The organism is Streptomyces sp. NBC_01471 (assembly GCF_041438865.1).
Taxonomy (GTDB): domain Bacteria; phylum Actinomycetota; class Actinomycetes; order Streptomycetales; family Streptomycetaceae; genus Streptomyces.
The window spans coordinates 6,511,277-6,523,336 of the sequence record NZ_CP109450.1 but is presented as its reverse complement, the minus strand read 5'-3'; the positions used below and the strand labels follow the sequence as shown (position 1 = coordinate 6,523,336).

Annotated in this window: 8 protein-coding genes; 2 read left to right on the top strand and 6 right to left on the bottom strand. The window is 71.1% G+C overall.

The genetic code is table 11. From position 1 onward, the window contains the following. Positions 1-82 precede the first annotated feature (82 nt). Positions 83-1,114: a DUF3533 domain-containing protein gene (locus OG285_RS29200; protein WP_371792664.1), complete on the top strand. Its 1,032-nt coding sequence runs from the start codon at positions 83-85 to the stop codon at positions 1,112-1,114. Between the two features lie 94 nt (positions 1,115-1,208). Here OG285_RS29200 and OG285_RS29195 read toward each other — a convergent pair whose 3' ends face one another. Then, entirely contained in the window at positions 1,209-2,294 is a 1,086-nt protein-coding gene (locus OG285_RS29195) for a S1 family peptidase (RefSeq protein WP_356829779.1), read from the bottom strand. Positions 2,295-2,689: 395 nt separating this feature from the next. On the opposite strand from OG285_RS29195, the gene OG285_RS29190 reads away from it, so the two are divergent. Beyond that, positions 2,690-3,556, top strand: coding sequence for an alpha/beta fold hydrolase (locus OG285_RS29190; RefSeq protein WP_356829862.1), 867 nt, complete (start codon positions 2,690-2,692; stop codon positions 3,554-3,556). Between the two features lie 30 nt (positions 3,557-3,586). Here the strand turns inward: OG285_RS29190 and fxsT are convergent, their stop codons facing one another. From fxsT to OG285_RS29165, 5 genes are all read right to left on the bottom strand, one after another. After that, the gene (gene fxsT / locus OG285_RS29185; RefSeq protein WP_371792663.1) at positions 3,587-7,531 is read right to left on the bottom strand and encodes an FxSxx-COOH system tetratricopeptide repeat protein; all 3,945 of its coding nucleotides are present in this window, start codon (positions 7,529-7,531) and stop codon (positions 3,587-3,589) included. Next, complete coding sequence (fsxC, locus tag OG285_RS29180; RefSeq protein ID WP_371792662.1) at positions 7,515-8,849, bottom strand: FxsC protein; 1,335 nt, start codon at positions 8,847-8,849, stop codon at positions 7,515-7,517. The genes fxsT and fsxC overlap by 17 nt, the downstream gene beginning before the upstream one ends. 71 nt (positions 8,850-8,920) lie before the next feature. After that, complete coding sequence (locus tag OG285_RS29175) at positions 8,921-9,688, bottom strand: AAC(3) family N-acetyltransferase (protein ID WP_356829785.1); 768 nt, start codon at positions 9,686-9,688, stop codon at positions 8,921-8,923. Then, positions 9,681-11,888 (bottom strand): radical SAM/SPASM protein FxsB, inactivated metallohydrolase extension form, encoded by a 2,208-nt coding sequence (gene fxsB, locus OG285_RS29170; RefSeq protein WP_371792661.1) that lies wholly within the window; start codon positions 11,886-11,888, stop codon positions 9,681-9,683. The genes OG285_RS29175 and fxsB overlap by 8 nt, the downstream gene beginning before the upstream one ends. 9 nt (positions 11,889-11,897) lie before the next feature. Further along, positions 11,898-12,059: an FXSXX-COOH protein gene (locus tag OG285_RS29165; RefSeq protein ID WP_371792660.1), complete on the bottom strand. Its 162-nt coding sequence runs from the start codon at positions 12,057-12,059 to the stop codon at positions 11,898-11,900. Between the last annotated feature and the right edge of the window lies 1 nt (position 12,060).

Below are 12,060 nucleotides of genomic sequence, written 5' to 3'. Positions count from 1 at the left end.
AATGCTTGTGCGATTAACGGTGTGTCAGCCATTCGGACCCGTCCCACCTGCGCAAACGCCTGCCCTGCCGGACCGTGGGGCCATGACTTTCCTGGACGAGATGAAGACCGCTGTCACTCCGCGCGCGGCGCTGCTCGTCATCGGCACGCTGGTGCTGCAGCTGCTGTTCATCGCGTCCTATGTGGGGGCCCTGCACAGTCCCAGACCGAAGGACGTCCCCTTCGGGGTCGTCGCGCCCGCGCAGGCGGGCCCGCGGCTGGTCGGCGAGCTCAGAGGACTTCCCGGCGGGCCGCTGGACCCGCGTACGGTCTCCAGCGCGACCGACGCCCGGAAGAAGATCCTCAACCGTGATCTCGACGGCGCCCTGATCGTCCGCCCCGGCGGTTCGAAGGACACGCTCCTGGTGGCATCCGGCGGCGGGACCGTGCTGTCCTCCTCGCTCGACCGGATCATCACCGGCGTGGAGAAGACACAGCGGCGGAGCGTGCGGACCGTCGATGTGGCACCGGCGTCGGCCCGGGACTTCGACGGGCTCTCCGCGTTCTACCTGGTCGTCGGCTGGTGCGTCGGCGGCTACCTCTGTGCGTCGATCCTGGCGATCAGCGCGGGCTCCCGGGCCGCCAACGGGCGGCGGGCCGTCCTCAGGCTCATCACCATGGCGCTCTACTCGGTCCTGGGCGGGCTGGGGGGCGCGGTGATCGTCGGCCCGGTGCTCGGTGCGCTGCCCGGCAGCGTCCTGGGGCTCTGGGGGCTCGGCGCCCTGGTCGTCTTCGGGGTCGGCGCGATCACTCTCGCCCTCCAGGCACTCACCGGCATCGTGGGGATCGGCCTGGCCGTCCTGCTGGTCGTGGTCGCGGGCAATCCGAGTGCGGGCGGCGCCTTCCCGCTGCCGATGCTGCCGCCGTTCTGGCACGCGATCGGCCCCTGGCTGCCCCCGGGCGCGGGCACCTGGACGGCGCGCTCCATCGCGTACTTCAGGGGCAATTCCGTCACCGGGCCGCTGCTGGTGCTCTCCGGCTGGGCGGTGGTGGGCACGGTGGTCACGATCGGCATGTCCGTGTTCCGCCGGAGGCCGGCCGTCGATCCCGGGGCGCGGGCGACGCCCCGGACCTGAGGGCGGACGGCAGAGGCCCGGCCCGTCACGAGGACGGGCCGGGCCCGGTGCTGTCGCAGCACGCGCCGCCCCGGAGCGTGCCGTGACGGGAGCGTCAGCCGATCGTCGCTCCGAAGGCAGCCAGCGCCGCGGGCACCGGCTGGAAGAACGTCTCGCCGCCGGCGGAGCAGTCACCGCTGCCACCGGAGGTCAGACCGATCGCGCTGTCGCCCGAGAAGAGCGCACCGCCGCTGTCACCGGGCTCGGCGCAGACATCGGTCTGGATGAGACCGTTGACGACGTCGCCGTTGCCGTAGTTGACGGTGGCGTTGAGCCCCTTCACGGTGCCGCCGTGCACCTGCGTGGTGGAACCACTGCGCTGGACCGCCATGCCGACGGTCGCGTCGGCCGCCTTGGTGATCGGCTGCGTCTTGCCGTTGTAGAGGTCGACCTCGCTCGGGTGCGGGGTGTCCGACGTGTACTTCACCAGGCCGTAGTCGTGGCCGGGGAAGTCGGAGGCCGCGTTGGTGCCGATCTCGGAGCCGCCCTGCGAGTCGGACCAGCTGCTGACGGCCTGGGTGCAGTGCCCGGCGGTGATGAAGTACGGCTGACCGTCCTTGACCACGTTGAAGCCGAGCGAGCAGCGGGCGCTGGATCCCCAGATGGCGTCGCCGCCCGCGATCAGGGGCTTGAACTCCCCTGCGCTGCGCTTGAGTACGGCCTTGGAGCCGAGACCCTTGACGACACTGTCCAGCTTCGAGAGCTTCGCACCGGATACGGTGCGGTCGGCGGTGACGACGATCTTGTTACTGACCGGGTCCACCGCCCACGAAGTGCCCGGCAGCGATGCCTTGTCGGCCAGGGTCTTGCGCGCGCCGGTCAGCGCGGCCGTCGAGTTCTGGACGACTCTCGCCCGGCCGCCCGCCTTGCGCACGCCCTGGGCCGCCGCCTCGTCGACGACGTTCACCACCAGGTGCTTGCTCTTGGCGTCGTAGTACGAGCCGGCCGCGTCTGCGCCCAGTTCGTGGGTCAGCGTCGAGGCCAGATTCCCGGCCGCGGTCACGGACAGCGTCTTCACCGGGGATGCCGGTGCTGCCTCGCTGGCGTTGGCCGTCTGGAAGGTGACGCCTGCGGCGATCAGCGCGGCGGCGCCGGTCGCTGCCGCGATCACACGGCGCTTGGGTATGCGTCGGTGCTTCAACTTCGACCTCCTGTGGGGGCCGCTTCCGGTCATGTGGGGTGACCGGAAGCGGAGGATGGAGCCGCCCACTATTCCGACAGTCACAGCTCGCACACAAGGTCGACTCAAGGACGGGCACACGACACCAACAAGGCACCCGCACTCCGTTCACGAATCGGGAGCCACGCGGGGGGACACAACCGGAGACAAGCCGTGCTGGAGGAGAAACCGGCGCCACGTCCGACAGCCCGCCGTCCGCTATCCACCACTGGGGGACCGGATTGCGGCGCATCCCCGTCCGCATCCGCACTTCCCCATCAACTCCTCACCCCGGACGGCGCTCTGATGGGTCATCATCGGAACGAAGGGGGATGCCAGTGCACACGATGCATGCATACGGCACAGAGGGACCGGGGCTGCGCGGGCGGGTTCGCGCGCCGGACGGACGTCATCTCACAGTGGAGCGACTCGGTGATCCGCGCGGCAGGCCGGTGTTCCTGCTGCACGGCACACCGGGCAGCAGACTCGGACCGGCCCCCCGCGGCATGGTGCTCTATCAGCGCAGGATGCAGCTCATCGCCTTCGACCGCCCCGGTTACGGAGGCAGTGACCGGCTGCCGGGCCGCCGCGTCGCCGATGTCGCCCAGGACGTCGGGGCGATCGCCGACGCGCTGGGAATCGAGAAGTTCGCCGTCGCGGGCCGGTCGGGCGGCGCACCCCACGCGCTCGCCTGCGCGGCCCTGCTGCCCGACCGGGTCACCAGAGCGGCCGCCCTGGTGACACTCGCCCCCCGGGACGCCGTCGGGCTCGACTGGTTCGAGGGCATGGCCGCGTCCAACGTCCGGGAGTACACCAGCGCGTCCGACGACCCCGACGGTCTGGCGGCCCGGCTCATCCCGCGCTCGGCGGAGATCAGGAAGAACCCCGTCCGCCTCCTCGACCAGTTGTTCAGCGACCTCACCGACGCCGACCGCAGAGTCGTCAACGACGCGGGCGTGCGGGCCATGCTGCTGCGCAACTACCAGGAGGCGCTGCGCACTTCACCGTACGGCTGGATCGACGACGCGCTGGCGTTCTCCCGTCCCTGGGGCTTCGACCCCGCCGACATCCGCAGCCCGATCATGCTGTGGCACGGGGTGAAGGACGTCTTCTCGCCCGTCGGCCACTCCCGCTGGCTGGCCCGGCGCATCCCGGGCGCGACGGCCGTACTCGAACCGGCCGCCGCGCACTTCGACGCGCTGCACGCGCTCCCCCGCATTCTCAACTGGCTGCTGGACGAGTGAGGACCGGGCGCGTGGCGGCGGCCCGGCCCCTCACACCACGAGCGGCTCCAGGTCCCGGCTGAACCGCCGTGCGTCGCCCGCGATCCCCACGTAGTCGTGGTCGTCACCGAGCTGCCGCCGCAGTTCGCTGACGGTCTCCGCCCTCAGCAGCTGCGCCTCCTCCTTGCGGCCGAGCGCGTCCAGCGTCACCGACATGTTGGACGCACAGGCCAGGGTCTCCGGATGGTGGGCGCCGACCACCTCGCGCAGGGCCGCGACCACCCGGCGCTCGATCTCCAGGGCCTTGGGGAGATCGCCCAGCTCGGCCGTGACATTGGCCAGGTTGACGGTCGCGAACAGCACATGCGGATGGCGGGGGTTCAGCACGTCGCTCATCGCCCTGATCGTGCTGGCGAGCACCGACTCGGCGGTGTCCAGCGCCCCGCAGGCCCCCTGGTAGATACCGAGGTTGTTCATGGCCGTGAGGGTGTACGGGTGCCGCTCCCCCGGCATCTTCATGTACTGGTCGACCACCGCCTGCGCGGTGTCCCGCGCCCCCACCGCGTCCCCGGCGGCGAACAGGTCGGCCGCGAAGTTCAGGTCGCAGGCGAGCCAGTCCGGGTTGGCCACCGTGTACTTGAGGCGGTACCGGTCCCGGGTGGCCGCGGTCAGCCGTCTGGCGTCCTCCGGACGGCCGGCCCTGCGCAGCGAGACGGCCAGGCTCTTGGCCGCCGCGAGCGTCCCGGGGAAGGCCCGGCCCAGCTGCTCCTTGAAGATCTGGTACGTCCGCGAGAGCAGCGCGACGGAGTCCTCGTACCGGCCGACCTCGCGCAGGTCACGGGCGAGGTTCTGTGCGGACGAGAGGGTGTACGGGTGCTCGGGGCCGAGCACTTCGGTGCGCCGGTCGTAGACGTCCTGGTCCATCTCGCGCGCGCGGGCGTACTGGCCGGCGATGCGCAGGTTCAGCGCCAGGTTGTTGGCCGCGGCCAGGGTCCTAGGATGCGACTCGTCGAAGATCTCCTTGAACCCCTCGTACGCCTCGGTCGCCAGGGTCATGGCCCTGCTGTACTCACCGACCGCGCCGAGGTCCATGGCCAGCGCACTGGTGGTCATATAGGTGTGCGGATGCGAGGGGCCCAGCTCCGGGAGCTGCTCGCGCTGGCGCCGCAGGGTCTCCTCGTCCAGCTCCATCGCCTCCACGTACCGTCCGCGCGAACGGAGGATGTTGGAGAGGTGGAAGCGGAGGTAGAGGTACTGCAGGTCGTTGTTGCCGAGGCGTTCGCGCCACACCTCGCGCAGCTCCCCGGCGAGTGCCGCGGCCGTGACGAAGTCGCCGCGCTTCCAGAGGTAGCGCACCCGGTCGATCATCAGCCGCCGGGTCTCCGGCTCCTTGCAGAGCCTGGCCTCCGACGGGCCCAGGTGCGGCCAGATGGGGGCGAAGTCGGGCCAGGTGCCGGGGTTGTCTATCGGCTCGTCACCGTCGGGCCTGGCGCCCGCGAGGATCATGTGGACGGCGTGCCGCGCCTCGTCCCGCTCCGCATGGGTGAGCTGCGCCTTGATCACGGCCTGCACCAGCCGGTGCACCTGGATGGAGCCGCCCACCGGGTCCACCTTGGCGAGCGCGAAGCGGCCGATCTCCCGGATGACCCGGCCGAGCACCAGCTTCTCCTGGAGCGTCGCGTCGTACGGCTTGAGCGCGTCGATCATCTCCCGGCTGTAGAGGAGCTTCGCCGAGATCGGTTCCGGTGCGAAGAAGGCACAGAGCTGGAGCAGCCGGACCGCGGCGGGCGAACGCTCCTTGAGGCGGGCGATGGACACGTTCCAGGTGGCGGCCACCGGCTCGGGGTATCCGGCGGGCTGGTTGAGCCCGAGGACGCTCTCGGCCTCCTGGGCGAGCTGTTCCAGATAGGTGTCGACGGGGGTGGCGGTCTCGGCGATCCAGGCGGCGGCCTGCTCGACGGCGAGCGGCAGGTCGCCCACCGCCTCGGCGACCCGCGCCGCGTCCTCGCCGGAGAGCCCCGGCGCTCGGCGCTGGATGTGCTCGACGGACTCCTCCCGCATGAAGACGTCCACGGGCAGCGCGTCCCCGTACTGCGACCAGGTCTGGTTCCGCGAGGTCACCAGCACATGGCCGGGGCCGCCCGGCGGGAAGAAGCGCTTCAGCTGCTCGGGGTCGTCCGCGTTGTCGAAGACCAGCAGCCAGCGTGAGGTGGGCACCCCGCGGCGCAGCAGGTCGATGGCCTCCTGCGACGCGGACGCCATGTCTTCGGCGCCCTGGGTGCCAAGACGGACGGCGAGTTCGGCGAGGCCGGCGATCACGTCGTCGGTCTGTTCCGCGGAGATCCACCAGACCAGGTCGTAGTCGGCCATGAAGCGGTGCACGTACTCCAGGGCCACCTGGGTCTTGCCGACGCCGCCGAGCCCGTACAGCGTCTGGGGCTGCGGCAGGACCACGGCCATCCCGCCGCCGAGCTGGTCGCGCATCCGCTCCAGCACCAGGGAGCGCCCGGTGAAACCGGAATTGCGGGCCGGCGCGTTCCAGACCTTCGGGACGGTCCCGGGGAAGCGGGGTCCCGGCGCCACGCCGTCGACCGCCTGGCCCGGCCGGTCCACCGCCCGCAGCAGCGCCGCGGTGGCGTGCACTTCGTCCAGCCGGAACAGGTCGACCGGGTTGCGGTCGATGTACGGCGTGGTCAGCCGTACGTCGCCGACGCGCAGCGGCAGCAGGTGCCTGCGGGTCCCGGAGGGGTCCTCGGCCGCCGAGCGCTGCCAGACCTCCACCGCGCGGGCCGACTTGAGATAGGCGCTGGAGAGGACGACGACGGTACGGGCCGCGCCGTCGGCCGCCGCGGTCTCCGCGTCGGACGGCGCGGCCTCGGCGGAGACGTCGCGCGGCACCACCCGGAAGCCCGCGCGGGTGAGCACCGACTCGATCCAGTCGGCCCACATCCGGTTCTCCGCCACATAGCTGAGCAGCAGGTCGGCGGGGAGCGCGGGACGGCGGCGGGTGAAGGCGTCCCTGATGCGCAGCCTGACCTCTTCGGGGATCTGCGGCATCGAGGTGATCCGGCGGTCGGTGACGACGGCGGCGAGCCGTTCGAAGGCGGAGAGCAGCGAGTTGGTGAGTCCGGCCTCGTCGCCGAAGGTGGCCAGGGTCTCCTCGTAGGCGTAGTAGGGGCGGTACGGAATCTCGACCGCGCCCCAGTACGCGGTGAGCTCCTCGCCCGTCAGCCCGCGCGGCAGCCCGTCGAACCGGAGCCTGGCCAGGGCCCGTCCGGCGTCCGCCTTCTCTTTCTCGCCCTCGTCGATCCGCATCGGGACGGGCAGGATCTGGATGCCCCGGCCGCCGTCGTGCTTGTCGATCTGGCGGGCCACCGCGGCGGCGCCGTCGATGGACTGGTCGCTGAGGGTGAAGCAGTCGACGAGCGCGTCGGGCAGATGGACGGTGCAGATGTCGGCGATGTCGCTGAGGCCGGTCCTGCTGTCGATGAGGACGTAGTCGTAGTTGGCCTTCATGTCGTCGCGCAGCGCGTCGAAGAAGTGGCCGCCGCCGAGCCGGTCGTAGAAGTTGTCCCAGTCGAAGGTGGAGACGGTGGCGGAGTACTCGCGGTTCTGCCGGCCCGCCGACACGAAGTCGAGCGTGCCGCCGTCGGGGAACTCCCAGCCCAGCCTCTCCGGTGTCAGCGAGACCGCGTGCTGCTGGATGCGGGCGTAGTCCCGGTGCCAGTCGTCGGGGCGCGGGACGGGGCTGGTGGCCGCCCAGGCGTACTCGGTGATCAGGTCGATGATCCCCGTGGTGGCGCCGAGCGTGGACGGGTCGAGGAAGGGGTGGAAGAAGCGGTAGAGACCCGGCGCCTCCAGGTCCCAGTCGACCGCGAGGACGCGTTTCCCGTTGGCGGCCAGGATCCAGGCGGTGTTGGCCAGGGCCATGGTCCGGCCGGTACCTCCCTTGTACGAATAGAAGGTGACGATGCGTCCGTCACGACCTGCCGTCATCCGTGTCCTCCGCATCGAGCGCGAGATCCTGTGTAGCCGGTGTGCAGCGCGTGCCGGCCTGTTCGGTCGCCATCGGGCCGATGAGCCGGGGCCGTTCGTGGTGTCCGCCGCCGCCCGGCGGGTAGACCGCGGCGTGCTTCAGATACTGCTGGGCGGCGGCTTCCACCACCTGGGGCAGGATCTGGCCGAAGGCCTCCATGCTCGGGACGCCTTTGGCCGCGGCTCTCGACGCGGCGCGCCCCTCCCGCATCTTGCCCGGCATGGTGTCTTCGAGACGGCCGGTGAGCTCGGCCTCGGACGCCCTGCTCTGGTGGTCGTCGCGGTTCCAGGGGACGACGACGCTCACCCAGGGCCGGTGCTCGGAGTCGAAGGCGGAGAGCCGCTGGCGCCGTTCGTCGTCGTGCAGGGCCCAGCGGTCGACGAGCAGCACCTCGGGGCGTGACGGAGGCTGCTTTCCGTCGAGATGGAGGACCTCCTCGTCGAACGAGGTCACGGTGGCCTGGTAGTTGAGCGAGCGCACCAGGTCCTCGGCGAGCCGGGACAGCGGCTGCGCGGAGACCGGGTGGTACGGATTCCAGTCCAGCGGGGTGTCCCCGTAGTACTCGGAGTGCCGGCCGTCGGGCAGGTCGTGGCGGGTGGGCGCGGCGACCGTCAGTTTCATCGGGCGGGGCCCGGCGCTGGGCGGTCCGAAGGCGCTGGGTATGGCCCGGTAGTCGACGGGGCGGCAGGGGCCGATGTCCGATGAGTCGGCGACGCTCACAATGCGTTTGGCCAGTTCGTAGACGGCCCGCTCGTACTCCTCGGCGAATATCCGCAGCTTGACGAGACCGTAGAGCCCGTCGGTCACATAGCGCTCGCCGAAGGCCCGGTGGTTGAACTGCAACCGCGCTGCCGGGCCCGGCAGTTGGTGCGGCGGCACGGGAACCCAGAGGGCGGGGACTATCGCGTCGGCGGTGCGGTTGCTGCGGACCTGCTCCTGAATGGCGCGCTGGGCGAAGGCGTACCACTCCTTGCCGCACATCTCGCTGCCGAAATAGCGGGGTGAGAAGAGCGGCACGAAGACCCGGCAGGTGGCGAGGACTTCACCGAGCCGCTCCGACCAGCCCTCCCCCGACCGCAGCTCCCGGTCGATGAAGCCCGCGGGCGCTCCGGCGGGCAGATTGGTCATGGCCATCACATGGGCGCAGAGATCACGGAAGAGCCGCTCGACCCACATGTCCGGGTCGGGCCCGACGGCTCCGTGTTTCGGAGTGTGTGCGTAGCTGAGAAAAAAATACGGCCTGTGGTTCGCCGCTCTCGGCTGTTCCGATGCTGCCAACTCGGCCCCCCGTCGTCCACGAAGACATCATTCCGGAGCGAACAGTCTCCACCCCGTCAACGTTCGGTCAATCAACGCCGTTTTTCGGTCATCCACTTCGTCGCGTGCGCCACAGCTTCCTTGATCGGAAACGCCATGGCGGCCACATTTCCCAGCTTCCCCTCCCGCAGGCTCCCGCGGGGGAAATCCGCACCGATCAGTTCGAAATCGCTGTCGTCGAGTTCGATGTCCCGGTATTCGAACCACTCACGCCCTCCGCCCGTACCGACCACGCACCGGTACGGCCGCGTCGGGATATCCGGAATCCGGTATTCAGCGAGATGGAAGGAGGTGCACACACCGAATCCCACATTGATCATCAATTCCTCCGCTCCGGCGGCGGCAAGCCTGCCGAGCGGCGACTCCTCACCGAGGTGGCAGTCGGCGGGATGGTCCTTTACCAGTTCCCCGGCGCGCGCGCCCAGCGCCGCGAACGAGGTCTGCGGATGGCCGCTGCGCACCGCGCCCGGGGAGAGCCGGACGCATTCAGCCAGCCGGCCCATGCCGGGGCAGGGGGTACGGGCGGGATCGAAGGCGGGCATCGAGGCGAGGAAACGGGCCCTGGCGTCCGCGGTGAGTCCGGCGGTCTGCCGCAGATGGGCCGCCGATGTCGTGGAGTTCTCCGGGGTGAAGGCCGGGACCACCAGCGTCCCGCCCCCGCCCAGTACCTCCAGGAGCGCGTCGCGCAGCGTCCGTGCGTCCAGTCCCGTGCCGCCGAGGGCGGCGTGCACCAGCAGCGTCGTCCCCTCCGTCACACCGAGCGCTCTCAGCCCGGCGGCAAGCGCGGCTCCCTCAGCCACCGGCCGTCTCCTCCCACTCGTCCCACAGGGCGGCGACCAGACTCTTCCCGCTGACAGTCAGTTCGGCCGCACCCTCCAGAGCTTCCAGCGCCTGCCGGGTGTGCGCCAGGGTGCGTGCGCGGTTCTCTCCTCCGTACGCGGCGAGCGCCACGCCCTCATAGGCGCCGGTCAGCACCTCCGAGACCGGCACCGGTTCCGGCCGCCAGGCCACCCGGTGCGCCCAGGAGCCGTCCTGGGCGTAGAGGTCGGTGACATCAAGGAGCGCGCGCAGCTTCGCGCGGCGCGCGGCGCGCAGCAGGCCCCGGGGGGTGAGGCCGGGCAGGGGGACGCCGATGGCTCCGTGGCCGTGCCGGCCGACGACCGGCTCGCCGGCGGTCAGCGGGGTCACCGTGGTGAGCCGGGCGGCGGCGTCCTCGGCGTGCGCCGGGACGGCCGCGCGCAGCGCGGACCAGGTGTGCGCGAAGCGCCGGCTCCAGTCGGCGGCGCCGACCAGGGTGAGGCGCGGCCCTACGGGCGTACCGAAGCAGTCGCGGTACGGATCGAGGTCGTCCAGCGCGAGATCGGGGGCCCCGTCGCAGTCGATCCGGCGCAGCGGCTGCCAGTCGGCGGTGGTCTCGTCCGGGCGCGGCACGCGCAGTTCGGCGCCCCCGCTCCTGACGAGGAAGCCCTTCTCGGCGCGGCGGACCTCGGCAAGGCCGCTCCCGGCGGCCCCGGTGAGACGTAACGCCCCGTAGGTCGGGAGGTGCAGCAGACCGCCGGTGTACGGGACGGTGACGGGCAGGTCGAGCCCGCCGCGCAGGGCTCCTGCCGCGACGTGGGCGGCCAGTCTGCCGGGGGTGCCGGTCCGGCCCTGGTGGAGGGCGTCCAGGCAACTGAGCAGCCAGCTGCGGGCGTAGGGGTGGGCGAGCACGGTGTCGAGCCCGTCGGACCGCTGCTCGACCGCGCCCGCCAGCTCCCAGGCCCGCGCCCACTCCTCGCCGCCGCGGCCCGCGAGCTCCGTGTGGAGCGCGGCGAGCAGCGTGCGGGTCAGCTCCTGCTGTCCGGCGTCCAGCTCCCGCGGGTCGGTGAGCGCGGGCGAGGTGGTGGCCGCCGCGGTGCGGCTCTCGATGCCGCGGACCAGCGCCTCCAGGTCGGCGCAGTAGACGCTCTCCTGGCCGAAGGAGCCCGCGCGGTAGCGGTGGGTGTAGAGGCCGCCCCCGCAGGACCGCACGACGGGGCACTCCCGGCACTTCTCACCGACACCGGCCAGGCCGAGCTGGCGGGCGCGGACCCCCGGGTGGGCGACGACCTCGTCGAAGGCGTGGCTGAAGACGTCGAACCCGGTGAACGCGGCGCCCTCGTAGGCGCTCTTGAGGGAGTCGACCTGCTCCAGCGTGCCGTCGGTCTCCACGACCACCAGGTCGGTGGGGGCCAGGCCGAGCGACTCGGTGAGGCTCGGGCCGCCGTTGAGCGTGGAGATGACCGACTCGAAGAGCCGCACGGGGATCTGACGCCCCTGCGCGTCCCAGCGGTCGAAGACCGCCAGGATCCAGTCGGCGTAGGCGGTCGGTGATCCGGCGGGCCGGTGCGGGGGGTCGTCCCAGGTCGCGTGCGGCAGCAGGAAGTCGATGCGCGGCGGGGCGAGGCCGGTCAGCGCGTCGTATACGGCCACCGGGTCGTTCAGCACGTCGATGGTGCAGAGCAGACCGAGGTCGAGGTGGGCGTACCGGTCCTGGCGGAGCAGTTCGACGGCCCTGAGCACCAGCGGATGGCTGGTGCGGCCGTCGGCGAAGCGGCGGTGCCGGTCGTTGGACGCGCGGTCCCCGTCGAGGGAGATGCCGACCCGGACGTGGAACTCGTCGAACAGGTCGAGGTACCGGGGGCTGAGCTGGAGGCCGTTGGTATGGATCCGGAGGTCGAGCTCGGCGGTCCCCTCCAGGGCCCCGGTGAGCTCCTCACAGACGCGGCGCAGCCGTGCGGGCCCTGCCAGCAGTGGCTCCCCTCCGTGCAGGATCACTGACACGGAGGGCAGGTCATGGGTCCTGGCGTGCTCCGCCAGTCGCAGAGCTGTCCAGTGGATCGCCTGGTCAGAGATGGCTTTGGGCCGAGTGCGCCAGCTCTGGTCGGCATGTTCGTAGACATAACAGTGGTCACAGGCAAGATCGCATCTGCTGTGGACCTTGAGGACGATCTCGCGGAATGGGACCAGGGGTCCTGTCATTCCACCAGTCTAGAGCGCCGAATTGAAGGTCGATGCCCGCATGGAACGGCCGGTCGAGAGGGTGAGGACCCGGCCGAGCTGCTTGACAGCCTCGGTACCGCGCACATCGATCTCGGCCAGGGGGACACGCGGCTTCTTGACAGTGGCGGAAGAGGCTGAAGTTACGGACATG

What these genes read in the sequence shown, in the direction of transcription:
- OG285_RS29200 (WP_371792664.1), top strand. Translation starts at nt 83, where the DNA reads ATGACTTTCCTGGACGAGATGAAGACCGCTGTCACTCCGCGCGCGGCG.
- fxsT (WP_371792663.1), bottom strand. Translation starts at nt 7,531, where the DNA reads ATGACGGCAGGTCGTGACGGACGCATCGTCACCTTCTATTCGTACAAG.
- fxsB (WP_371792661.1), bottom strand. Translation starts at nt 11,888, where the DNA reads ATGACAGGACCCCTGGTCCCATTCCGCGAGATCGTCCTCAAGGTCCAC.
- OG285_RS29165 (WP_371792660.1), bottom strand. Translation starts at nt 12,059, where the DNA reads ATGTCCGTAACTTCAGCCTCTTCCGCCACTGTCAAGAAGCCGCGTGTC.